Origin of the sequence: Sorangium sp. So ce367 (genome assembly GCF_051520455.1) — a bacterium.
Taxonomy (GTDB): domain Bacteria; phylum Myxococcota_A; class Polyangia; order Polyangiales; family Polyangiaceae; genus Sorangium; species Sorangium cellulosum_B.
The window spans coordinates 13054206-13077798 of sequence record NZ_CP150334.1 but is presented as its reverse complement, the minus strand read 5'-3'; the positions used below and the strand labels follow the sequence as shown (position 1 = coordinate 13077798).

Here is a 23593-nt window from a genome sequence, read left to right as displayed (position 1 = left end):
ATGGCCACGCGCCCCTCCTCGTCGCCAGCTCGCCTGTCCGCCGCGGCGCTCCTCGCGCTCGCGGGCCTGTCGTGCGGCGTGCCCGCGCGCATCCTGGAGAGCAACGTGGCGAGGCTGTTCGCGAGCCCGCTGCCCGTGCCGGACAAGGTGCGCGCGCCGTACCGCCCCGAGGCGAGGCTCGCCGCGCTCTGGGTCGGGCACGCGACCGTTCTCGTGCAGATCGACGATCGATGGATCCTGACCGACCCCGTCTTCACGTCGACGGTGGGCCTCATGGTGAAGCGGCTCGTCGAGCCGGGGATCGCTCCGGAGGACCTGCCGCCCATCGACGCCGTGCTGATCTCGCACATGCACCTCGACCACCTCTCGCTCGGCTCGCTGTCCCTGATCGAGCCGAAGGTCCGCGCGCTGCTCGTGCCTCGGGGCGGGCTCGTCTACGTGCCCAACCATAGCTTCGCGTCGTTCGAGGTCCCGACCTGGACGACATGGCGGCAGGGCGATCTCAAGATCACGGCCGTCCCGGTGCGGCACTCCGGCTATCGCTACGGGCTGGACCGGGACTGGATGACGGAGAGCTTCACGGGTTATGTCGTCGAATACCATGGAATCACGGTCTACTTCGGCGGCGATACAGCCTACGACCGCGACGATTTCGTGAAGACGCGCGCGCGATTCCCCTCGATCGATCTCGCTCTCTTGCCGATCGCGCCGGTGGGGCCGCGCGAGTTCATGGAAAGCAAGCACGTCGATCCGGCGGAGGCAGTGCAGGCCTTCCTCGACCTCGGGGCGCGGCGGATGATGGCTATCCATTTCGACACCTTCATCAACAGCACCGATACGTTCGGAGAGGCGCCCCGCGAGCTCCGGCGCGTCATGGCCGCGCGCGGGCTGGGGCCGGATCGGGTGATCCTGCCCAGGCACGGAGAGCAGCGGATCCTCATCACGAGGGGCGAGCCCGGGGGCGCGGCGGCGACGAGCGCGCCGGCGCCGCGTGGCGACTAGCCGGGTCAGTCGAGCTCGCGGAGCGCCGCCGCGTAGTCCTCGGGCGTGTTCAGGTTGCGCAGCGATCTCAGCGCCGGATCCGCAGCGCGGAGCCGCGGATCCGCGAGCAGGAGCTCGGGATCCGCGACCAGGGTGCGCGCCCGCTCGAACAGGGTGGAGAGCCGCAGCCTGCCCTCGGCGAGCAAGGCAGCCACCTCGCCGCGCACCGAGCACGCGTACACCGCGGCGAGCGGGTGATGGTGCCCCTCCGCCCGCGGCACCGCGATGGCGTGGCCGCCCGCCTGGAGATCCGCGACGCGCCGCACGAAGGCGGGGTGCAGGAAGGGCGCGTCGGTCGAGGTGACGTAGGCCCGCTCGGCGAGCGGCGCGATCGCATCGAGCCCGGCCGCAATGCCCTGCAGCGGCCCGCGGCCCTCCACCGGATCGCGCACGAGCAGCACCCCCTCCGGCAGCGGCGGCAGCTCCTGCCCCGGCGCCGCGACCACCACGATCGGCCACGCCGCCTCGCCGAGGCGCCGCACCACCCGCTGGAGCAGCGGCTCGCCCCCGAACGGCAGCCACGCCTTGGGGCGCCCCATCCGGCGGCTCTGCCCGCCGCACAGCACGACGCCCGCGAGGCCGGCCGCGCGGCCCGCCCCGTCGCCGTCCTCCGAGGTCGCCGTCATGAGCTGCACCGCTGTCCTGCATACCACCGCCGCCCGGAACATGGGCTCGCCGCGCGCCGAGCGCCGCCGCCGGTGCGATTCGTGCCAAGCCTCAAGGCGCCGGCAGGAGGACCCGCGCGCCGCGGGCGAGCGTCACGCCGTCCACGTGGCCCATCAGCGGTCGCTCCGGCAGGACGACGTGAAAGTGCGTGTTCGACCCCATGTGCGTGAAGACGCCGTGGTGACGCTTCGAGAAGAAGCCCACCAGCACCCCCTCCGCGGCGGGGAGCGCTCCGTTCACAGACGCCCGGACATGGTCCGCGTGACCGGCGCCGGGGGCGAGCTTTCTCCCGTCGACGACGTGCCAGCGGAGATCGCGGAAGCCGCCGCGCACCTGGACCGGGACAGCGCCCTCCGTGTCGAGCCCGCGCTCCCGCAGCAAGGCCTCGATGCGCGCGTCGATCTGCCCGTCGGGCACGTCGGCGTCGAGCGTCGCCTCCTGCCAGCGCGCGACGTTCGCCACCACGAAGAGCGTCGCCTCCTCCTCCGCCCCGGCGGGGCGCACGTCGAGGGTCCCGTCGTCGCGCGCATAGGAGGTCCAGATCGCATCGTCGACGACCGTCACCTCCCCGCGCAGCGCGCTGAGCGCCCCGATCCCGAACGCGCGCGGACCCGGCACCACATCGCCGATGCGCACGGCGGGCCCCGTCTGCCCCTCGTGCATGATCGCGCGCAGCGCGCCGAACGAGCGGACCTGCACCGCCGCCGGCGCGCCCGGCGCGGGTCCCGCAGCGGCCTCGCTGGAAGGCGTGCAGGAGGCGATCGGGGACATCAGGAGAGCTCCGAGGAGCCCGGGAAGAACGCTAGGGAGAGTCGCTCGCATCGCTCGCATGGGGTTGCTCCTCTGTCGCGCGGGTCACGCGCGAGAGCGCGCCATTCAGGACGTGCAGCGCGCGCACAACGGCGGCGCGCTCCTCGCAGGGGATGGCGTCCACGATCGACTGGAACCGCACCAGGCTTTGCCCCTCGAGTCGCCCCGCCATGCGGCGCCCCGCCGAGGTGAGCCGCAGGCGGCGGACCCGCCCGTCTTCCTCGCTGACGTCCTGCTCCACCCGGCCATCCTCGCGAAGGCGCTGTATCAGCCGGGTGACATTGCTCTTGTCGATGCCGAGCGCCCGCCGCAGGTCGCTCTGGGAGAGCTGCTCGCCCGCCCGCTCGGCGTCCGCCAGGACCGTCAGGGCGTGGGCCTCGCGCGGCGCCACCTGGACGCCGCACGGCGTGCGCTCCTCGTCCAGGAGACCGAAGCCGCGCACGAAAGCGCGGACCTCCGAGCGGAGCTCTCTCGTGGTCACCCTTCGAGGAGAACACATATGGTTGCGATGCGCAACCAATTTGGGACGGGTGTTCCGCGCCGCGGCTACCTCCGGCACACGGCCGGCGACCGCCCCGTGAGCCGTGGGGCCGGCTGGGTACGCGCGAGCTCGTCCGGGCGGCGCCGCCCCGATCTCTGAGCTGGAATACCGATCAGCGTGGAACCCGAGAAAGGAGACTTCAGGACGCCAGAAGACGCCAAGAGGCGCCAGAAGACGCCAAGAAAACAATAAATCTTGGCGTCTTCTGGCGCCTCTTGGCGTCTCTTGGCGTCCTCTGGCGTCTCGACTTCTCGCTGTTTGCGTGCGGCTTCAACCCGCTTGTCGCGCTAGCCGCTGGCGCGGCGCTTCCAGCAGCGCCGCGCCCCGCCGGCGGCCGCGCCGCCCAGGATCAAGGCGAGGGCGCTCGCCCCTGCTCCTCCGCGCTCGAGAGCGCGACCTCGCCGAGCACGCCGTGGTTCGCCGCGCCGAACAGGTTGTCCGGATCGACCGCCTGCTTCACCTGCTGCATGAAGGCGCGGGCGCCGTCCGAGTAGATCTCCTTCACGAAATCCTGCCGGATCTTGCCGATCCCGTGGTGGTGAGACAGCGACCCTCCGGCGGCGAGGATCTCCTCTCGCGCGGCGTGCTCCATCTCGGCGTAATGGCGCACGGGGTCGTCGACGCCCTTCGCGTAGAAGCCGAGATAGAAATAGATGCAGACGCCCGTGGGGTAGACCTGGGTGATGCGGCCGGTGAAGAACGGCTTGCCAGGCAGGCGCCGCTGCTCGTGCTCGCGCAGGATGCGCTGGCGCACGCGGTCGTAGAGCTCGAGCGCCCGGCTCCACGGGACGCTCGTCTCGAAGCTCTCCGCGATCGCCCAGTGCTCGAACGTGAGATCGCGGATGTACGCGATGCCGAAGGTGAGCTGATAGCCGCGCTCGCCGTTCGCCGCGCCCGCCTTCATCCCGCCGTGCTGCGCCGCGATGCGGTAGAGCGTCTTCTCCTGGAAGTCGACCTCCTCCTTCGTCCCCTCGAACACGAGGGTGGCGACGGAGAGCTGGTGCGGATCGAAGCCCTTGATCCGGGTCACCACGAGCTTCTCCGCCTGGCTCTTCACCCGGGCGAGCAGCCCGGACTTCTTCGGCTTGAGCGCCTGACCGAAATGGAACTGCGTGTTGTCCATGACGCGCACGCTCGCGGGCAGCGCGCCGGCGACCTGCAGGTCGTAGAGGAACGCGAGCCCGCGCGCGAGGTCGGGGAAGATGACGCTGCCGTAGCGCTGGACCTCGGGCAGGGGGAACAGCTTGACGACAGCGCTGGTGACGATTCCATAGTTGCCCTCGCTGCCGAACATGCAGTTCTTCGGGTTGGCGCCGACGCTCTCGCGGGGGGCCACCTGCGGCCGCTCGACCACGCCGCGCGCGGTCACGACCTGCATGTCGAGGACGAGATCCTCGATGTTGCCATAACGGTTCTTCTTCATCCCGCTCGCGTTCGTCGCGATCCACCCCCCGAGGGTCGAGAACTCGAGGCTGTCGGGCTCGTGCCCCATGGTGAGCCCGTGCTTCTCGAGCTCCGCGACGATGTGCCGCCCGGTCGCGCCCGCCTCGATGCAGGCCATGCGGTTCACGGGATCGAGCCAGAGGATCCTGTTCATGCGCCGCATGTCGACAGCGATCACGGTCCGCTCCTCGTGGATCGACAGGCGCAGAGCGTCCGTCACGTTGGTGCCGCCGCCGAACGGGACGAGGCACGCGCCGTGCTGCTTGGCGACCTCGGTGAGGCGCACGACGTCGTCGTGCGACGCGGGGAACACGACGAGATCCGGGACGCGCTCGAGGCGCTCGTAGCGGATCGCCCAGATCTCGGCGCCGGTGTGGCCGTGGCCGCGCCGGAGGCGCACGAGCGGGTCCTGCGAGATCTGATCGTCCGAAAGGAAGCCGCGGAGCGCGGCGAGCAGCTCGCTCGCGACCTTGGCGTCGGGGATCTTGGGCGGATAGTGCGGCTCGTTGCGGTTCTCGTAGGAGAGCGGCGCGGCGAGCGTGGCCGACATCCACGGGAGCAGCGACGGCAGCTCGACGTTGCTGATGCTGTACCGCGTGCCGGTCAGCACGACGCTGCCGCTCGGCTTGACGACGAACCGGGTGTCGGCAAAGCCCCAGCCGTCCTTGCGCTCCTCGTCGCGCGCCTCGTCGCGCGCCGCGGGGCCCGGCACGATGCGCGTGCTCGACGGCGTCGCGCCGCGCGAAGAGAGCAGCGCCGAGCCCGAGGGAGTCTCACGTCTTCGATTCACCATGGAGATAAGGCCTTCCAAGCAACCCGCGCACGAGCGCGCGTCCAATCCGCAGTAGATCGCGCTGGAGCGGGCCGGACGTCCATCGAGAGAGCGCGGCCGCCGATCGACGCCGCGGCTCCTCTGGGCCCGCTCAACGCGCGGCGATGGTGGCACGGACGTCGGCGGGCGTACCACCGGATACTTGGGCGCGGCCGCGGGCCCGTGGATAATGCGCGCCGAGACGCCGCTCGCGATGCGCCCTGCCCCTTTCTTCCTCGCGATGTGCGCAGCGACCGCGCAGCTCGGCTGCGAGCGGCCCGCCAACGTGGGCGCCGGGCTCGCGCCTCCGCCCGTCGTGGCGCCGACCGCGCCCCGCGACGTCGCGGAAGCGACCCGGGAGGCCCGCGCCGCGCCGGCTGCCGCCACCGCCGCGCCAGCCACCACCGCGCCGGCAGACGCCACCGCCGCGCCGGCGGACGCGATCACGTTCCTCGCCGGCGGCGACGTCTGCCTCGGCAAGGCGCTCGGCCAGGAGCTGCTCCGCGATCCGGCGCACGATCCGTTCGCCTCCGTCGCGGCCCTGTTCGCGTCCGCCGACGTGCGCTTCGTCAACCTCGAGAACCAGCTCAGCGACCAGGGCGGAGAGACCCAGCACGCGCGCCAGCCGCTCGTGTTCACGGGCCCTCCGGCCGGCGCGGACGCGCTCGCGCGCGCCGGCATCGGCGTGGTGTCGCTCGCGAACAACCACATGTGGGACTACGGCAAGGGCGCGTTCCTCGAGACGCTCGGCCACCTGGAGCGCGCGGGCGTCGCCTACGTGGGCGCCGGACGGACGCGGCTCGAGGCGTACGCGCCGGCCGTCATCGAGCACCGCGGCTTCCGCGTGGCGCTGCTGGCCGTGACCGGCATCTGGAACCAGGGCTCGCTCTGGCAGCACCCGGCGCGGGAGTTCGTCGCGGGCGCGGAGCGGGACGGGCTCGCCGCCGCGGTGCGCGCCGCGCGGAAGCGGCCCGGCGTCGACGCCGTCGTGGTGAGCTACCACGGCGGCACCGAGTACCTGGACACCCCGCTCCCCCAGGCGCGCGCGCTCGCCGGCGCCGCGATCGACGCGGGCGCCGACGCCTTCCTCGGCCACCACCCGCACGTGCTCCAGGGCATCGAGCTCCGCCGCGGCCGGCCCATCTTCTACAGCCTGGGCAACTTCCTCATGAAGGTGAAGAGGACCGGCCCCGCGGTCGAGCTCGCGATGCTCGCGCGCCTGCGCCTGCGGCGGGGCGCGCCGCCCCTCGCCGAGATCTGCCCGGTGCGCAGCGACGGCCTCGGGACCGTCCCGCTCGCGGCCGACCCGCGGCGGGCCGAGACCGAGGCGGCGTTCGCCGAGCGGATGCGCCGCGTCTCGGTGTTCGTCAAGGGCGAGCCGGCGATCGGCCCCTTCGCCGCCGACGGCTGCGCGCCGCTCGAGCCCGCCGCGCAGGCGGCCCCCGCATCGTCGCCGAGGGTCGCCGGCCCGATCCGCTGAGCGACGCTTCGCGGCCTCGCGGCGGGCACGCGCGCGAATCGCTCGGCACCGTCGATCGGCGTTGGCTGTTGGGCGGAGGCCGCCCGCGAAGCGGGTCGGAGCGAAGCGGAGAGCCTCGATGGCGTCGAGCACGGCGCCATCGAGGCATTCGACGGGCGTTCGCTCCGTACGCCCACGAAACGTTCAGGAGCGCCCCATTTTCTTGGGATCAGGGTGTCGCGTTCCAGACGCGACCAGCTGCAGTTCCATTGCTACCGGGGTTGAACACCTCGACGGCCAGGACCTGATAGGTGGGATCGTCGCTCGCATCCAGGTTGTTCATGTTCGGGACAATCCAGCCGTTGTCGGCCCATGCCTTCACGTGATCGGCGAAGATGATCTTGTGGTCCTCTCCGAGGGCCTGCGCCCGAGCAGGCTTGCTCCAGTATTGGTAGAACGTGGAGCGACCATTGATAGAGGGCTGCTGATTCCGCGTCGAGCGGTAAGTGGAATACTGAACCCCATCGCTCGTGAAGGTCTTGCCAGCGGTGGCACCCTGGCTGGGGTCATAACTCCATCGCTGCAGGATGTAATACTCCACCAGGTGTGCCGCGTTTGACGTGGGCATGGTCTTGTCGTACCCCCAGCCGTACAAAGCGATATAGCTCGCGCCGCTGTCGCTATTGAGGCGGTAGCCGATCACCCGCTTCTCATCTCCGTAATGCCACCCTGGACCACCGACATAGTTATAGCCACCGCCCTGCCAGGTCACGCTGAACTCGCCGTTGGGGTCCACAGTCATAGATGTCGAGCCGCCATCTTTCCAGTGGGTGAAGAAGAATTCACCGACGTGGCCCGTCGCGTGATTCGAATTGATGACAGTCTTCTCCGTGTATTTCTGAGTGTAGGCAGAGTACTTGGAGAAATCGGGGAGGGGCGTCTCCGTCGTATCCAGCTCTCCATCGTTGGAGAAAATAGCAAACCCTGCGATGGTCGGGTTCTCTACACCCTCGATCAGCTCGATCGTGACACTGCCGTCATTCACCGCGATATCCGCGAAGGTCTCCGTGTGGCCCACGTCATGACCGACCTCGGCAAAGATATCCAGATCACTGACAACAGTATTACCTTCAACCGCAACGCTGAACTTGCGCGCGCCGGCGCTGGTTTTATCGATCTCCGCAAAATGCAACTTCACGGTGTAGTTGCCATTGGCGGTAACCGGGACTTCATACTTGAATGAGCCATACCGCTCTGTTTGATAGAGCTGCCCACCAACGACAGCGTCTTGCGTGCTCCTGGTCGTACCACCGCTAGCGTATTTGTCCGCCTGGTACTCCACGCCATCGACCATCGAGCTCGAGTTGCTACCGGAGTCAATGGCGACCACCAATGCGAGATCGCCACCAGACGAGCTGGAGCTGCTCGAAGACGAGCTGGAGCTGCTCGAAGACGAGCTGGCGCTGCTCGAAGACGAGCTGGAGCTGCTCGAAGATGAGCTGGAGCTGGAGCTGGAGGACGAAGAGCTGCTGGAAGACGATGAGCTGCTCGAGGGCCCTGTGGTATCGTCATCACCACCACAGGCTGCCAGCGCGACTGACGCGAACGCCAGTATGAACCAACGAGAGGACTGATTCTGCTTTGAATTTTTCATAGGTGTTTCCAATGTTTCCCGAAGATGCACACGAAGCGACTCGCCTGTCAGGGACTCTCTGTCGCGCATTCGCAGAGCCCGAAACCTGATCCGGACACCCATGCTCTCTCTGGAAGATCATGTGGTCCTTCGACTGGATTTATACGCCATGGAGCGACCGCGACACAACGCCATTTTGCGCGGTTTCATTGCTCGTGTTTCTCACCTAACGTTGGCACAGAGGGGGCGGAAAATACCAACAGGACTGAGACAGGCCGGACGAGAATCCTATGCGTGGATCGCGCAGAGAGGCGCGTTCCGGCTCCAGCCAACGGTCATGCGACTCAACAGGTCGAGGACGACCTACAGGCAGTAGAAGACCCCAGGCAGCGGCCCGCGCGGCCTGGTGATGTCCCACGTCCAGATCGGGTTGGGGGCCGTGGCGGTGAGCGCCGGCTTGGCGTGCTTCATCGGCGCACGCCGGGCGCGCCGCTCGCCGCGCTCGCCGGAGGCGGCGAGCAGCCGGACCATCGCGCGGATGGAGGCGAGATGGACGCCGCCCGACAGCGGCGTCGCGCAGACCTCCGGCGGGGGCTGGCCGACCTCAGGCCCGCCCGCGCCGCGCGCCGTCCACCTCGTCGACCGCCTCGAGCGCGCTCTCGATCTCGCGGACGAGCTCGTCTGCCGCCTGCTGCTCCCTGTCGGCGCGCGCCTCCACGGCCGACGCGTCGAGGCGCAGCTCCACCCGCCGCAGCACCTCCGCGACCCGCTTGCCCTCCGTCGAGGCGGCGTCCACACGCCGCCGCTTCAGCGCGCCCAGCGCGGCCTCCACGGCCGGCACGAGCGGCGCGGCCACGACCGGGTCAGCGGCCCTCAGCTTGGCCCGGGTGCGCTTCGCGAGATCGAGCAGGCGGCCGAACGGCGATCGGGCGCGCCGGCGCTGCACGACCCACCCGATCGCCACGAGCACGGAGGCGCCGAGCAGCACGGCCGCGCCCTGCACGTAAGGAACGGCCGCGGGCGCGACGGGCGGGAGCACGGCGTCCGGCACCTCGACCGTGATGCCCCCGTGAAGGCAGCTGCCCAGCTCCTGCGCCGTCTGGAGCCGCGAGCGCGCCAGCGGCAGGAGCCGGAGCGGGAGGCACGGGGCTTCCACGCCCGCGAGCGCGCACGCGGGCGCCGGATCCCCGGTCGCGATGGCGTGGACCTCGTGGGTCGCGGGGTCGCGGCTCGTCATGTGAAAGCCGCCCTGCTCGAGGTCGACGAGCCCGCCGCTGTCGACCGACGCGCCGCCCGGCGCGCCCGCGGGCCAGGTCGTCGTCGCCGCGTCGATGACCGAGGCGTCGGTCGAGCAGACCAGCTTGCCGCGGAGGACGATCTCGCCGCCCGGCGCGACGTCGACGTGCTGCGCCGCCACATCGCGCCGGAGTGTGAATGTCTGGGTCATGTCCGCCCCTCGGCTCCGCCGGTGCATCGCCCCTGCGCCATCGTGCCCCGAGCCCCGCCCTCAGTGAAGGTGCGTCCGCGAGGCCGTCTCGAGAAGCATCGCCAGGACGAGCGGATCCCCCAGGCCGCCCGCGGCCCCGGCGTGGCCGCGGAGGCGCGCGAGGCGGGCCGCGTCCTTCAGGAAGAGCGGCTCCCCGAGCGCCTCGGCCGCGGCATGCAGGATCCCCTCCCGCTCGGAGAGCAGCGCGGCGGCGCGGGCGCGATCGCCGAGCGCGATCTGGCGGGCGGCCTCGGCCAGCGTCTCGCCGGCGGCGAAGCCCTGGATCGTGCGGGCGACCGACGGGTCGGCGCTCGCCGCGCTGTCCGCGTCGCCGGTCGCGTACGCGACCCGGAGCGGCGCCTCGTCCACGACGTTCTTCTTGGCGACGCGGTCCTTGTACTTGAGCTCGATCGCCGCGATGGCCCGCGTGTCCGCGCCCGCCGGGAGGCCCAGCTTGAAGAGCATCGCGTGGCTGTCGTCGCGCGAGAACGCCGGGATGAAGAACCGCATCCCGCCCTCGGCGTCGTCCTGCCGGTCCCGCTCGATGCCGTCGCGCCGCGCGGACTGCGCGTCGGCCGCGACCTCGATCGTCCGCACGCGCGCCGCCTCCACGTCGTTCAGCCGGCGCGACCCGTAGACCTGGAGCAGCTTCACGTCCGGCTTCAGCCGCACCCGCAGCTCGACCGCGGTCGCGACCGGATCGAGCCGCCTGTCGAGCTCCGTCGCGAGGGCCGGGGCGATCTGATCCGGATCGCGCAGGTAGTAGTACCCGCCCGCGCCGTCGCTCGCGATGGAGCTCATCAGCGCGCCGTCGTAGTCGGCGCCGAGCCCGAACGTGCTCGTCTGGACGCCGCCCTGGAAGGCGTCGAGCGCGAGCCGCGAGAGCCGCTCCGAGCTCGTGATCCCGGAGTTCGCGCGCCCGTCGGAGAGCAGCAGCACGACCTTCACCGCGCCCTCCGGGATGCCCGGCCGGGCGGCCTGCGCGTAGCCGAGCGCGAGGCCCTGGCCGATGTTGGTGCCGCCGCCCTCGCGGATGCCGTCGATCGTCGCCTTGATCGCCGCCCGCCGCGGCCCGACGGGCCCATCGTCGATCCTGACGTCGGCGCCGCTCGAGAAGGTGACGAGGGAGAAGTCGTCGTTCGCGTCGAGCTTGTCGACGAGCGCCCGGGCCGCGTCGCGCGCCCGCGCCATGGGCTCGCCCTGCATGGAGCCGCTCACGTCGAGCACGAGGTGCACCGACAGGTGCGGCCGCGCCGCGGGCGCCTGCGCGGTCGAGCGGAGCGCGACGCGCACGTGCACCGGGCCGCCGCCGGGCGGGACCCGCGTGCGCTCGAGGTCCGTGCGCAGGGCGAGCGCCGAGCCCTTCGGGACGTCGATCGACGGGGCGTAGCGGGCGCCGACGTCGCTGACGAGCTCGCGCCCGTCGGGCGGGACGATGCCGCGCGCGACCGCGGACTCGAACGCGGCGAGGTGGCCGCCGCCGGGGCGGTACGTGGTGGCGAAGCGGCCGTTCGGGTCGAGGCCCGCGGCCTCGGGCGCCGCGGCGCGGGCCGCGCCCTCGCCCGGCGCCGCGGTGGCCGCCGGGGCGGGGGCCACCAGGCCGCCGGCGCCTGCGCGCCCCTTCCCGCCTGCCATGTCGAGCGTGGGGGCGGCGAGCTCACGCGCCGTCAGGGGTTCGGCGGCCGACGCCACGGCCTCGCGCTTCGCCTCGGCGGCGTTCCCGGGCGGCATCGACACCGGGGACGCCTCCGGAGGCGCCGACGCTTCGGAGGCTCTCTGGGCATTGCACGCGACCCCCGCCCCCGAGAGCCCCAGCGCGAGCGCGCCGCCGAGGAGCGCTCGCTTCACCCACACGATTCCGAGTTCGTTCATGGTCTTCCCCTCCCGCGGACAGAGCGGGTGCTCGGTCTGACGGGTGAGCGCCGCATCTGTTCTGTCGCTCCGCGCCGGAGCGACGGCGGGTGCGACAAGGCCAGGGGGCGCCCGGCCCCGCTCCTGCGCGGGGCGCGGCGACCGGCCGGGCCTGCCTCCTCGCCTCAGCGGACGTTGACCCTGAGCCTCGTCGGGCGACCGTCGCGCTCGACGACGACGGAAAGGCTCTTGTCGGAGCGCATGCGCGAGTAGGCCAGCATGGCCTTCTGTGGGTCGGTCAGGTCGATGCCGTTGATCGACTTCACGATATCGCCGCTCTGCACCCCGAACGACTCGAGCACCGAGCCGGGCTTGACCATCATCTTCAGCCCGACCACCTTGTTGTCCCGCATCTCCGGTATCGCCGCCGAGGTCTGGGTCACGAGCTCGGGCTGCGCGAAGATCTTCTCGGCCGCCGAGCGATCGATGTCGATCTCCGTGTCGCTCACCCGCTGCATCCGCGAGGCGATCTCGGGCGGGACATCGCTCTTGCTGCTCGGGCGGTACGTCGCGCGGGACGGAGCCGGCGCTGCCGCCTGCGGCTCGGGCTCCTTCTTGCCGCCCTCTCCGCCCTTCTTGCCGAGCTGCATCTGGCACCGCGCGCCCCCCGAGGTCGAGGTCATCCACACCCGATCCCAGGCGATGTCCTCGACCTTGCGGCCGGCGATCTCTCCGCCTCGCCGCCCGAGCGCCGTGTGTCCGCCGTCGCTCTCGACGGCGGCGAACGACCATTCGGGGTCCTCGGACATGGCGATCAGCACGACGCGGCCTGTATCGCAGGGTGGAGCGAGGTAGGGGTCGAGCTGCGAGAGGTCCGCCGGGCCGGCGGGCGCGGCGCTCGGCGGGGGTACGAGCGGCCCTGTCGTCGAGTCGAACGGATTGCGCTCCAGGATCGGCGCCGCGCTCGGCGGGGGATCGTCGGAGGGCGGCACGTCGACCGGATCCATGACGAGGGGGGCGGAGGCCTCGCCGTCCCGCGTGATCTGGTGAGCGACGAGCTGAGATACCCCGGAGGCCTGAAAATACGCGGAGACCGCGACCATTCCTCCAAGGATGAATGCGAATCGGCGCTTGACGAACGCGTCCGGGTTCATGAGTAACGCTCCTCCTGGCCGGAGCGCGCCGGGGCTCGCTGCGCGAGTGTCCCTTGCCGCCGCGGCGTTCGCGGCAGTGCACGCCCTCGCCACCGGCAAGACCGCGCCTCAGGGCGAGCACCGAGCGTGCCTGCGCGAGAGCGAGCGCGACGCGCGTCCCCATGGAGCAGGGACTGCCGCTCTGACTGGACCGCTCAGCGCCGGTCGCGGCTCGTCCGATACGGACGCGGAGCGCGCCCCGCGAGCATCACGCGTGCCGCCCGGTGGAACAACCGGAAGATCCGTCGATCAGAGGAGAGCTGGCGGGCAACGGGGACGGCGCGACGAGCGAGCCCGCGCGCTCGCCCTGGGGAACGGGGCCGTGAAGCGCGCGCTCGGGGACCGAGGAGCGCCCTTCGCGCGGCTCAGCGGAGCGTGTACTCCAGGCCCCAGATGTCCACGGAGCTCCGCGCTGGGTAGTACACGGTGAGCTCGTCCGAGGTCTCGAGCCGGGCGGCGTCGATCAGAGGATCGGAGAAGAACCGGCCCGAGTCGGCGGCGTCGAGGAGCGTCCAGGTCGCGTAACCGTCGCTCGGGGAGGCGCCGGCGATGCGGAGATCGGGGAGGATCGCATAGACGTTTTCGGTGGAGGAGATCGCGAGCTTGCCCCGGAAGTTCTGGACCACCCTCAGGCCGATGCCGTGGCGCGCCCAGGTCCCGTCGGTGTCGCGGAGATAATGGAAGAACTCGCTGCGTGTCCGGGCGCTTGTGAAGTTCGAATTGTCGGCCTCGGCGTCGGGGAGGTGCGAGAGCAGCACATGGACGCGGCCGCTCGCGTCGACCGTCATGTGTTCCTGGTTGATGAGCCCTCGGTTCTGGCCGATAGGCCACACGGACAGGCCCTCGGTGCGCAGCGAGACGAAGGAGGCGCCGGTCGTCGCGACCGTGGCGCCAGCGTTGTTCTTCCATGTGCGCCCGTGATCGTCGCTGTAGACGTACAGGAGATCGTGGTTGGTCGTCGCGTCGGGCGTGTCCCGCCAGCACCACGCCGCGTGCAGGCGCGAGCCGCCGCGCGTGTACGTCAGGCCGTGCAGGTAGGCGTTCATGCTGGCGTCGGTGCCCTCGATGTACTCGCCGAGCGCGGTCCAGGCGTGCGTCGTGGCGTCGTACTCCCACAGGTGCTCGTCGCCGCTGCCGCTCTCGCCGATCCGGGCGCTCAGGAGCATCCTGTCCCCGCCGGGCTCGGTGACGAACCGCGGGTACGTCACGAGGGACACGCGGGTCGATCCGACGAGCGCGCTCGAGACGGCGCCGAAGCTCGAGGCAGCCCAGGCCGCGCCTTCCGGGTCCGTCAGGAGACCCGTGACCGAGCGGCGGTAGTGCAGGTTGCTGCCGTGGTGATCGAACGCGAGGTGCAGCGTGCCGTCGCCTGGCGCGATCCCGAGAGAGATCGTGTTGTGGGCGTCGTCGGCGCTCAGCCGATAATCCTTGAAGTCGAACTTCTCCCAGGCGCCTGCCGCTCCGCCGGCGCTCGCCGGCAGCCGGCGTCGCGCAAGGACGACGTTGCGGTTGGTGTTCCAGAAGGCGGTGTACTGGAAGCCGCCGAACGACACGATCGCGTCCTGCTGGAACGACTCGCCGTTCAGGTAGCCGCCGTAGGACACCACGGTGAGCCCCGACTCCGCGAGCTTTCCCTCGCCGAGCTTGACGATCCCCGGCGCGACGGGCTCCGCCCCGCCGCCCCCGGTCGTCGTGCTGCTGACGGTCGTGCTGCCGATCGTCGCGCCGCCGGTCGTCGTGCCGCCGGTCGTCGCGCCGCCCCCCGCGCCGGTGGCCTCGGAGGTCGTCGCCACCGCGCCGCCGCCGCCCGGGTTCGCGCCGCCTGAGCCTGAGGACGTCGACGATTCGGGCGTCGAGGGGCGCTCGCCGTCGCTGCAGCCCGTCAGCCAGGCGACCGGCGCAAGGACGGGCAGGAGGGAGAAGATAAGTCGGAGGGTCATGCGTTTGCCCGAGGATACTGCCGCACGACGGCGGTACCAAGCGAGGCAAGCGGTGGTCGTTGAAGGATTCGCGGCAAACAGCGCTCCAGCAATCGCATTGCGCTGTCATCGCCCACCGACCAGAGCGGTCCGAAGTGGACGCTCCACAGGAAGACCTGGCAGCGCAACGTGCTGTTCGAGCCGGTGAGGGGGAAGTGAGCGGTCGTTCGGCGTAGATCATGGCAGAAGCTGGCGGTCGTCCTCCGGAACACCCCGATCCGACGAGAGCGATCCGATCGACCGGTTCCCCGGGGAGCCCATCAGGACGTCGGCGCGAGCGCCGTTTACATAAAAATCACATGATTTCGATCACTTGGCCGCAACGCTCTGCGGCGCATCGCCCCGCGCTGGTCCTCGCTGAGCGGCCCCTCCGCGGCGCGGCGATGCGCTTCCTCCGGCGATCCACGGCAGCCGCAGCGCTGCTCGCGAGCGCGCTCGCGCCGTGCCTCGCCGCCGCCGCGCCCGACACGCCGCTGCCCCATGCAAAGCCGCCTGCGGAGCCGTCCGGCGATGCGCCGCCTTCGAAGCCGTCCGGCGATGCGCCGCCGGCGGCGCCGCCCCCCGATGCGCCGCCGGCGGCGCCGCCCCCCGATGCGCCGCCGGCAGCGCTCGTCCCGCCCACACCGCTCACGCCGCTCGGCGCCGACTACCCTGCTGGGGCGCATGGTGACGCGACGGTCCGCCTCGTCCTCACGGTCAACGCGGACGGGACCGTCCGCTCCGCGGTCGCCGAGGATGGCGTGGAGCCGTTCGCATCGGCCGCCGTGGCCGCCGCAACGGCGTTCCGCTTCGCGCCGGCCACCAGGAGCGGCGCGCCGGTCGCCGCCAGGATCCGCGTCGAGGTCCGCTTCACCGAAGCCGCATCACCCGCGCCGCCCGGCGCCTCCGCAACCGCGCCGCCCGGCGCCTCCGCGCCCGCGCCGGAGCGCCCGGCCACGGCAGCCGGGCCGGCGCCGAGCGCGCCGCGCGCGATCGAGGTCACCGTGCGCGGCGAGCAACCGGCGCCCGGCGTCTCCAGCTTGAGCCGCGGCGAGGTCAGGATCGTCCCTGGCGCGTTCGGCGACCCCTTCCGCGCCCTCGAGGTGCTCCCCGGGGTGACCCCCATCGTCTCGGGGCTGCCGTTCTTCTACGTTCGCGGCTCACCGCCGGGCAACGTCGGCTATTTCCTCGACGGCATCCGCGTCCCCTACCTCTATCACCTCGGGCTCGGGCCCTCGGTGGTCCATCCCGGCATCGTCGATCGCGTCGATCTCTACCCTGGCGGCTACCCCGCGCGTCACGGTCGGTACGCCGGCGGCATCGTCTCGGGCGAGACGACGCCGCCGCTCCCGTACTGGCACGGTGAGGGCATGCTGCGGCTCGTCGACGTGGGCGGGCTCGTCGAGGGCCCCTTCGCCGGAAACCGAGGGGTCGCGCTCGTGGGCGGCCGCTACTCGTACACGGCGTTGCTCCTCTCGCTCGCCGCCCCCGAGGTCGCGCTCGATTACTGGGATTACCAGGCCCGGCTGTCCTACGAGGTCGTCCCGGAAGGCCGGGTGAGCCTCTTCGCGTTCGGCGCCCACGACTTCCTCGCGAGCGACGAAGACGGCGAGGAGACGACCCTCTTCGACACGACATTTCACCGGCTCGATCTCCGGTACGACCATGCCTATGGCCAGGGCAGCGCGCTGCGCGGCGCGCTGACGCTCGGCCACGACGAGACGGGGATCGGGGACGGCCAGAAAGCGCTGACGCGGAGCCTCGGCGCGCGCCTCTCGCTCGCTCACCGGCTGCGCGACGAGACCACGATCCGCGCCGGCATCGACGCCGTGGTCGACGACAACGAGCTCGATCTCGGGACCGGCGCCGGCGGCCCTCCGGGCGATGACGACGACGTCCCCGTCGACGATCTCCTCTTGAGCCGCGTCGACCTCACGGTGGGCGGCTACATCGAGTCGGACATCGCGATCACCCCGCGCCTGCGCATCACCCCCGGGCTCCGGCTCGATCTCTACCACTCGGACGACACGGTCGCGCTCGCCGTCGATCCGCGGCTCTCGGCGCGGCTCTCGCTCGGGCGCGGGGTAACGTTCGTGCAGGCGCACGGCATCGCCTCCCAGCTGCCGAGCTTCGTCGTCCCGATCCCCGGCTTCCGCCCGGCCCTCAAGGACGGCCTCCAGCGGAGCTTCCAGTCGAGCGCCGGCGTCGAGCTCGCGCTGCCGGAGGACATCACGGCCACGGTCTCGGTGTTCCACAACGCGTTCTTCAACATGACCGACGCGCTCGGCTCGCTGGGCCTCGAGTCGGTCGAGGACGCCTTCACGCTCCGCGCGCTCGGCGCCGCGACCGGCGTGGAGCTGTCGGCCCACCGGCGGCTCACGCGGCGCGTCGGCGGGTTCGCGTCGTACACGCTGTCGCGCTCCACGCGGAGCATCGGCCGAAGCCGGCAAGTGAGCTCGTTCGACCGGACCCACGTGGCGAACGTCGCGCTGACCTACGACCTCGGTCGCGGGTACAGGGCTGGCGGGCGCTTCGTGTTCTACTCGGGGCTCCCCCAGAGGGTCGGCGGCGCGACGCTCCCGCCGATCAGCGGCGTCCCCGGAGGCTCCGGATCCCTCGCCGGCGGAGCGCCGCGGTGGGAGCGGCTGCCGCCGTTCTTCCGCCTCGACGTCCGCCTGGAGAAGCGCTGGTCGATCGGGAAGTCGGGCTGGCTGGCGGTCGTCCTCGACGTGCTCAACACGACGTTATCGAAGGAGACCCTGCCGGGGATGTGCGATGCGTTCTCGTCGTGCGAGCCGACGACGTTCGGGCCTGTCACCGTCCCGAACTTCGGCCTGGAGGGCGGGTTCTGACGCCCCGGAGGCGCGGCGCCCCAGGCTGGCGGCGGCCCGCGCCCGCTCCGGCGGGAGAAGAGGATGCTTCAGGGTCAACCGACCACGGCAGGCGCAGTCACCGCAGCTCTCCTCGGCGAGGTCAACATGCGGGGATGCCTCAGGTCACCACTTCAAGGCTTCGATCATCTTCTCACCATAACGCGTGCCCATGAGGACGACGGACGCATGATCGAAGTGGTACTGATCCATGACCTTGGTCCCGTCCTGAGAGACCCAGTATCCATCAGGCAGCATGTCGGCCGCCTGGCGCACGAGGTTGTTGTGACCGCTGCAGCACCCGCCCGCGGGGAGCTCTCCGAGGATGAAGGGAACGTCGTAGTCGACACCCCAGGCCTCTTTCACCTCGTTATAGAGCTGAACGACCTTGCCGGGCCATGAGCTCTGGCCGTTGTCGGACTCACCCTGGTGGAAGATGATGCCCGCGAACCGCGCATTCGGGGCCGTCTTCGCCTTGGCGATCTTGTTCAAGATCATCTGGTGATGCGAGCCACCAGAGATGAACGTGTTGATCGACTCGCCGCTCTCAGCGGTACCGACCAGCCCGATCGTATCCCCCTCAGGCAGCTTTCCGAGCAGGGTCTTGCCGAACCAGATGCCGGGGTCGACCGACGTCGACAGGTTCCACCCCTTCTCACCAGGGCAATCGCTGAGCGGCGGATTCGCCACGTTCCACTGTCCGGCCGGCTGGTTGCATCCGCCGAGGACCTTGAGCCGCTGGTCGGAGTTCTGGTCGCTGGCCTGCTTGTCCGCGACGCCAGCCATGTTCGACTGGCCCATGAGCATGAAGATGTGGAACGTCGGGCCCGAGCTCGGCGCGCCTCCGGCGCCTTCCCCGCCGCTGCCCGATCCGGTCACGCCCGCCGCGGCGCCTCCGGTCCCCGCGCTCGAGCTGCTCGTCGCGGCGCCTCCGGTCCCCGCGCTCGAGCTGCTCGTCGCGGCGCCTCCTCCGGTTCCCGCGCTCGTGCTGCCCGCCGCGGCGCCTCCGGTCCCCGGACCGGCCCCCCCTGTGTTGTCGACATCACCGGTCGAGCCGGGCGGGGAGGACTCTCCACATCCGGACGCGGCGAGGATGGCGAGGAATGGGAGGAGTAGGAATCTGGCAGTGCCTCGGAGTGTGCGGTTCATCTGGGTCATGGTCGTTACCTCGTCGCGCCGAGGCGCGATCAGAACGGAAGGGCGGAATCGGTGGGCCGCCGGTGCGATGTCGGCAGGACGAACCTCGCCCGCGAAGAGCTCAGCGCCGAGGCCCAACCTATCGCGCCCAATCTATCGCAACTCGGGAGCCTGGCATCCAGGATTCGGCTTGGGACGACGAGAGGAGAAGGCCACCATCGATGGATTCTTCCATCATCGGCGGAGTTCGTCCTTGGGTGCGCCTCGAGCGCCGACCGGTCCTCTCGAAGCGAAGCGATTTCACGGTCCGGGACCGCGGAAATTTGAAACGGGCGCGCTGCGTCCCGGGTTGGGTGCCGCGGCGCGCCGCTGCGCGGACACCGCCGGCCGAGCCGCTTCAGCCACCCACCTGATTGGCGAGCAGGACCAAGGCGAGGCCGATGGCCGACGGGACGGTCTGCACGAACAGGATGGATCGCTTTGCCGTCGCGGCGCCGTAGACACCGGCGACGGCCACGCAGAGGAGGAAGAAGGCCTGGATTTGCCATGCAAAGACCCTGTTCGGATGGATGACGCCCCAGAGCAGGCCCGCGGCGAGGAATCCGTTGTAGAGCCCCTGGTTGGCCGCCAGCGGCGCGGTGATCGCGGCGACCTCGGGGGTCGTACCGAACGCTTTGTACGCTCGTTCCGTGCGCCACAAGAACATCTCCAGGATGAGGATGTAGATGTGAAGGACTCCGATCAACGTGACGACGATCCGAGAAGCGAGCAGCATACGGCGCACCTTAACACGCGTGCCGCGGCGCCACCGGAGGTCCCCGAAGCGTGCTCCGAGCGCGGCGCCCCTCCCCGCCTCACGCGTCGTAGAGCAGCACCTCGACCTCGGCGCCCTCGCCGATCACCGCCTCCTCGGCCTGCACGATGACCACGCCGTCCGCGCGCGTCGTCGACGACAGGATGGACGCGCCGCTCGTCGCGATCGGAAACACCCGATCTCCCTCGACACGCACCCTCACGTAATCGACGCGCCCCGGCTGGGAGACGATCTCGCTCGCCACCACGCACCGCCGCCGCCGGTGGGGCCACGCGCGCGGCAGGCCGCCGAGGGCGCGGATCGACGGGCCGGCGAAGAACTCGTAGGCGCAGAGGCACGACACCGGGTTGCCCGGCAGCAGGAACACCGCCCGCCCTCCGGGCAGGAAGCCGAACCCGGCGGGCTTCGCGGGGCGCATCGCGACGCCGTGGACCACGACCTCACCCAGCTCCGCGAGCACGAGCGGCGCATGGTCCTCCGAGCCGACCGACGACCCGCCGGAGACCAGCACCACGTCCCCGCCCGCCGCCTCGAGGGCGCCCCGCACCGCCTCGCGCCGGTCGGGGACGTACGCGACGGCGATGTCCTCCGCGCCGTCACGCCGCGCGAGCGCCGAGAGCACCAGGCTGTTCGTGTCGACGATGCACGCCCCGCTCGGCGCGCTCCCCGGCGGCAGGAGCTCGTCGCCCGTGATCAGGATCCGCACCGACGGCCTGCGCGCCACGCGCACCTCGGCGACCCCGGTCGAGGCGAGCACGCCGACGTCCTGCGGGCGCAGCCGGCGCCCCGCCGGCACGACCTCCGCGCCCTCCAGCACATCCTCGCCGATCTTCGCGACGTGCTTGCCGGACGGCACCGGCTCGCGCGCCCGCACGACCGCCGCCCCGTCGCGGCCCGCGCCCTCCTCGGCGCGCTCCGCCACCAGCACCGCGTCCGCGCCCTCCGGCACCGGCGCGCCGGTCGTGATCCGCACGGCCTCGCCCCGGCGGATCGCGCCCGCGTGCGGGCGCCCGGGGAACGACGCGCCCACGAGCGCGAGCTCCACCGGCGCGGAAGCAGCCGCGCCGGCGGTCGCCTCGCCGAGCAGCGCATACCCGTCCATGGCCGCGCGGACGAAGTGGGGCACGCTGATCCGCGCGCGCACGGGCTCCGCCGCCACCCGCCCGACCGCCTCGGCGATCGGGACCAGCTCGTCGCCGAGCCGCTGGATCCGCCGCTCCAGGACCTCGAGCGCGCGCTCGACCGCCGTGTGCTCGCGAAAACCCCGCATCCGGACGTCGCGCATCGGCTCTCCGTGGAACGACGGCCGCTCAGACCGCCGCGGAGGCCTCGAGCGCGCCCCGGTACACCTCGTCCACATCGAGCAGGGCGTCGATCGACGCGAGCCGCGCGCGCTCGCCGGGCCCGGCCTCGTAGAGCGTCCACGTGCCGTCCTCGTTGCGCCGGAAGACCTCGATCCTCCGGTGCGCCTGGGAGACCAGGACGTACTCCCGCAGCGAGGGGATCCGGCGGTAGTGCGCGAACTTCTCTCCCCGATCGTACGCCTCCGAGGAGTCCGACAGCACCTCGACGAGCACCAGCGGGTTGACCACCGCGTCCCTGTCCTCGGGATCACGCGCGATCGGGCCGCAGACGACGCTCACATCGGGGTAGGTGGCGAGGTCCGTGGCGCGCACGCGCACGCGGAGGTCGGACGAGAACACCTCGCAGGGGCGCCGGCCGAGCTGCGCGCCGAGCGCCACGGTCACCCGCGCCGCGAGCCGCGCGTGCTCCGGCGTGCCGCCGGCCATGTCGAAGATCTCGCCGCCGAGGAACTCGCGCTTCGTCGGGCTCGCCCGCTCCTGCTCGAGGTACTCGGCGTAGGTGAAGGAGAGCCGGCGGGCGGGCGCGTTCACGTCATGACCTCGCCCGGGAGTATGCCACGGGAACCGCCCCTCCGGTGCGCCCCCCTCCCGGAGCGCCGCCGCGCGGCCTACCGCCCGCCGCGCCCGCCGCCCTTCCGCGGCCGGCTCGCGCGGCGGAGGGGCGCGATCAGCGCAAACATCCCGAGCGCCATCACCGACAGCTTCGGCCCGCGCTTCTTCCGGGCGCTCGACTGCCGCTCGCCCGCGATCGAGCAGTCCTCCGACTCGGCGGAGTCGTCGGTGTCCCCGCTGCAGCCGTCGTCCTCCGCGTAGTACTCGTCCTCGGACTCGCTCGTGTCCCCGCTGCAGCCATCGTCTTCCGCGTAATACTCGTCCTTGGACTCGCTCGTGTCTCCGCTGCAGCCGTCGTCCTCTGCGTAGTACTCGTCCTCGGGCGCCGGCTCGCTCGTGTCCCCGCTGCAGCCGTCGTCCTCCGCGTAGTACTCGTCGTCGTCGACGTCCTGCGGATCGGTGTCATCCACGACCACCGTATCGGCGGTGCCGGAGCAGCCGCAGCCCACGTCGGCGGCCGGCTCGTCGTAGTAGTCGTCATCGTCCGGCGGCGGGTTCCCGGCGCCGGACGAGCCGCTGGTCGGGCGCGATCCGCCGCTGCCCGGCCCGCCGCCCAGGCCGTCGGGCCCGCCCACGCCCGACGAGCCGCCCGCGCCGCCCTCGCCGGAGCACTCGTCCACGAGGACGCGCCCGGCCCTCACGACCGGCGAGATCGCGGAGCCCTCCCCGAAGGTCAGCGGCCAGTCCGCGCCCGGCTGCCCGGCCGCGAGCCGGAGCGAGACGCGGGTCAGCCACACGGACGACGGCGCGAGCCCGGAGAGCCCCACCGCGAGATCGTCGGTGGCCGGACCGCAGCGCAGGAGGTCGGGATCGACTTCGTCCCTCCGGGGCGACTCCGCGCAGTCCAGCGCGCCGTCGACCACGCCGTGCGCGGCGCGCGGGCAGCTCGCGGCGACCTTGAGGCTCGACTCCAGCGCGGCCGCGGCGACCGCGGCGCACGTGCCCGGCGCATCGCCGATGTCGCCGTACGCGCTCGCGCGCGCGAAATAGGCCTCGATCACGCTGTCCACGCTGTCGCTGCCGAGGGAGATGCGGCGGCTCAGCGCCTCGTGGCCCGCGCCCTCGACGAGCGCCCCGTGGAGCCCCGCCTGGCCGAGGGCCCCGGCGCGGAGCTCCGTGTAATCGCTGCGCTGCGCGCTCGCGTCCCAGCTCAGCGAGGCCGGCGGGAGCGTCACCGGCGCCGCGCCCGAGAGCGCGCCCCGGCCGTCGCCGAGCAGCCACGCCGTCACCTGCACGTCGCCTGCGCCCGCCGCGGCCAGCGACAGCGGCAGGATCGGCTCGCCGCCGCCCATGGCGATGCGCAGCGTCCTCGTGACCGCCGCGCCACCGGGAGCGTCGAAGCGGGCCGCCGCGAACCGCATCCCTTGCAGACCCCCGAGCTGCGCGGCCACGTCGGAGGACAGCGCGAGCCCGGCCGACGCCGCCCAGCGCTCGACCGCGTCGGCGTCCTCGAGCACCGTCACCTCGACCGGCTCGAGCGTGGCCTCGTGGGCGAGCCGCCCGATCGTCTCGAAGGGGTTCGGCGCGCCCGCGTCCCCTGGACAGTACGGGTCGACGCCCTGGGGCGGGAGCACCCGGGGCGCCGTCGCCGCCTCGAGCGCCTCGAACCACGCGTCCGAGCTCATGTCGAGCGCGGCGAGCGGCGGCACCGGAACGACGAGGGCCACGGGCCCGCTCGCGCCCTGGAACCGCAGGCTCGTCCAGAGCGTCGTGCGCTCCGGCCCGGCCGCGACGGCGACGCGCTGCTCGACCGACGCCTGTCCGGCGCCGGGCAACCACGCCCCCGTGGCGAGGGCGTCGCCGGAGAGCGAGAGAAGGACCGAGGAAGAAAGAGCGACCGCAAGCGACCGTCGGGGCATGCGAGGCCGATTGGCAAGCAGCATGCCCTGCAGAGTACGCCTTGT

The 23593-nt window shown here is 71.7% G+C and carries 19 protein-coding genes; 4 read left to right on the top strand and 15 right to left on the bottom strand.

Features of this window, described 5'->3' with window-relative positions:
* Window positions 1-1002 (top strand): MBL fold metallo-hydrolase, encoded by a 1002-nt coding sequence (locus WME97_RS49715; RefSeq protein WP_437548361.1) that lies wholly within the window; start codon window positions 1-3, stop codon window positions 1000-1002.
* A 5-nt stretch (window positions 1003-1007) separates the two neighbouring features.
* Here the strand turns inward: WME97_RS49715 and mobA are convergent, their stop codons facing one another.
* From mobA to WME97_RS49695, 4 genes are all read right to left on the bottom strand, one after another.
* The gene (gene mobA, locus WME97_RS49710) at window positions 1008-1667 is read right to left on the bottom strand and encodes a molybdenum cofactor guanylyltransferase (protein WP_437555670.1); all 660 of its coding nucleotides are present in this window, start codon (window positions 1665-1667) and stop codon (window positions 1008-1010) included.
* Between the two features lie 91 nt (window positions 1668-1758).
* The gene (locus WME97_RS49705; RefSeq protein WP_437548359.1) at window positions 1759-2478 is read right to left on the bottom strand and encodes an acetolactate decarboxylase; all 720 of its coding nucleotides are present in this window, start codon (window positions 2476-2478) and stop codon (window positions 1759-1761) included.
* Between the two features lie 31 nt (window positions 2479-2509).
* A complete protein-coding gene (locus WME97_RS49700) occupies window positions 2510-2998 on the bottom strand; it encodes a MarR family winged helix-turn-helix transcriptional regulator (protein WP_437548357.1) in 489 nt (162 codons plus the stop codon).
* Window positions 2999-3407: 409 nt separating this feature from the next.
* Window positions 3408-5294 (bottom strand): FAD-binding oxidoreductase, encoded by a 1887-nt coding sequence (locus WME97_RS49695; protein WP_437548355.1) that lies wholly within the window; start codon window positions 5292-5294, stop codon window positions 3408-3410.
* 232 nt (window positions 5295-5526) lie between these two features.
* Here WME97_RS49695 and WME97_RS49690 point away from each other — a divergent pair, with 232 nt between their 5' ends.
* Window positions 5527-6792: a CapA family protein gene (locus WME97_RS49690; protein WP_437548353.1), complete on the top strand. Its 1266-nt coding sequence runs from the start codon at window positions 5527-5529 to the stop codon at window positions 6790-6792.
* A gap of 208 nt (window positions 6793-7000) precedes the next feature.
* Here the strand turns inward: WME97_RS49690 and WME97_RS49685 are convergent, their stop codons facing one another.
* Window positions 7001-8125: a glycoside hydrolase family 11 protein gene (locus tag WME97_RS49685; protein ID WP_437548352.1), complete on the bottom strand. Its 1125-nt coding sequence runs from the start codon at window positions 8123-8125 to the stop codon at window positions 7001-7003.
* 25 nt (window positions 8126-8150) lie between these two features.
* Between WME97_RS49685 and WME97_RS49680 the strand changes: the two genes are divergently transcribed.
* Window positions 8151-8405: a hypothetical protein gene (locus WME97_RS49680; RefSeq protein ID WP_437548351.1), complete on the top strand. Its 255-nt coding sequence runs from the start codon at window positions 8151-8153 to the stop codon at window positions 8403-8405.
* A 362-nt stretch (window positions 8406-8767) separates the two neighbouring features.
* Here the strand turns inward: WME97_RS49680 and WME97_RS49675 are convergent, their stop codons facing one another.
* The 5 genes from WME97_RS49675 to WME97_RS49655 all read right to left on the bottom strand — a co-directional run bounded on the left by WME97_RS49675 (window position 8768) and on the right by WME97_RS49655 (window position 14874).
* Window positions 8768-8935 carry a hypothetical protein gene (locus WME97_RS49675; RefSeq protein WP_437548349.1) on the bottom strand — a complete coding sequence of 56 codons (168 nt, stop codon included), beginning with the start codon at window positions 8933-8935 and terminating at the stop codon, window positions 8768-8770.
* 73 nt (window positions 8936-9008) lie between these two features.
* Window positions 9009-9851 carry a hypothetical protein gene (locus WME97_RS49670; protein WP_437548347.1) on the bottom strand — a complete coding sequence of 281 codons (843 nt, stop codon included), beginning with the start codon at window positions 9849-9851 and terminating at the stop codon, window positions 9009-9011.
* A 60-nt stretch (window positions 9852-9911) separates the two neighbouring features.
* On the bottom strand, window positions 9912-11762 hold the full coding sequence (locus tag WME97_RS49665) for a vWA domain-containing protein (RefSeq protein WP_437548345.1): 1851 nt from the start codon (window positions 11760-11762) through the stop codon (window positions 9912-9914).
* Window positions 11763-11926: 164 nt separating this feature from the next.
* Complete coding sequence (gene gspC / locus WME97_RS49660) at window positions 11927-12895, bottom strand: type II secretion system protein GspC (RefSeq protein ID WP_437548344.1); 969 nt, start codon at window positions 12893-12895, stop codon at window positions 11927-11929.
* Window positions 12896-13299: 404 nt separating this feature from the next.
* Entirely contained in the window at window positions 13300-14874 is a 1575-nt protein-coding gene (locus WME97_RS49655; protein WP_437548342.1) for a BNR repeat-containing protein, read from the bottom strand.
* A 338-nt stretch (window positions 14875-15212) separates the two neighbouring features.
* Between WME97_RS49655 and WME97_RS49650 the strand changes: the two genes are divergently transcribed.
* Window positions 15213-17744, top strand: coding sequence for a TonB-dependent receptor plug domain-containing protein (locus WME97_RS49650; RefSeq protein WP_437548340.1), 2532 nt, complete (start codon window positions 15213-15215; stop codon window positions 17742-17744).
* 144 nt (window positions 17745-17888) lie between these two features.
* Here WME97_RS49650 and WME97_RS49645 read toward each other — a convergent pair whose 3' ends face one another.
* The 5 genes from WME97_RS49645 to WME97_RS49625 form a co-directional block, all read right to left on the bottom strand.
* Entirely contained in the window at window positions 17889-18920 is a 1032-nt protein-coding gene (locus WME97_RS49645; RefSeq protein WP_437548338.1) for a sialate O-acetylesterase, read from the bottom strand.
* A 376-nt stretch (window positions 18921-19296) separates the two neighbouring features.
* Window positions 19297-19674 (bottom strand): DUF1304 domain-containing protein, encoded by a 378-nt coding sequence (locus WME97_RS49640; protein WP_437548336.1) that lies wholly within the window; start codon window positions 19672-19674, stop codon window positions 19297-19299.
* Window positions 19675-19753: 79 nt separating this feature from the next.
* Window positions 19754-20998 carry a molybdopterin molybdotransferase MoeA gene (locus WME97_RS49635; protein ID WP_437548334.1) on the bottom strand — a complete coding sequence of 415 codons (1245 nt, stop codon included), beginning with the start codon at window positions 20996-20998 and terminating at the stop codon, window positions 19754-19756.
* Between the two features lie 25 nt (window positions 20999-21023).
* Window positions 21024-21608 carry a Uma2 family endonuclease gene (locus WME97_RS49630; protein ID WP_437548332.1) on the bottom strand — a complete coding sequence of 195 codons (585 nt, stop codon included), beginning with the start codon at window positions 21606-21608 and terminating at the stop codon, window positions 21024-21026.
* Window positions 21609-21685: 77 nt separating this feature from the next.
* Entirely contained in the window at window positions 21686-23548 is a 1863-nt protein-coding gene (locus WME97_RS49625; protein WP_437548331.1) for a DUF2330 domain-containing protein, read from the bottom strand.
* Between the last annotated feature and the right edge of the window lie 45 nt (window positions 23549-23593).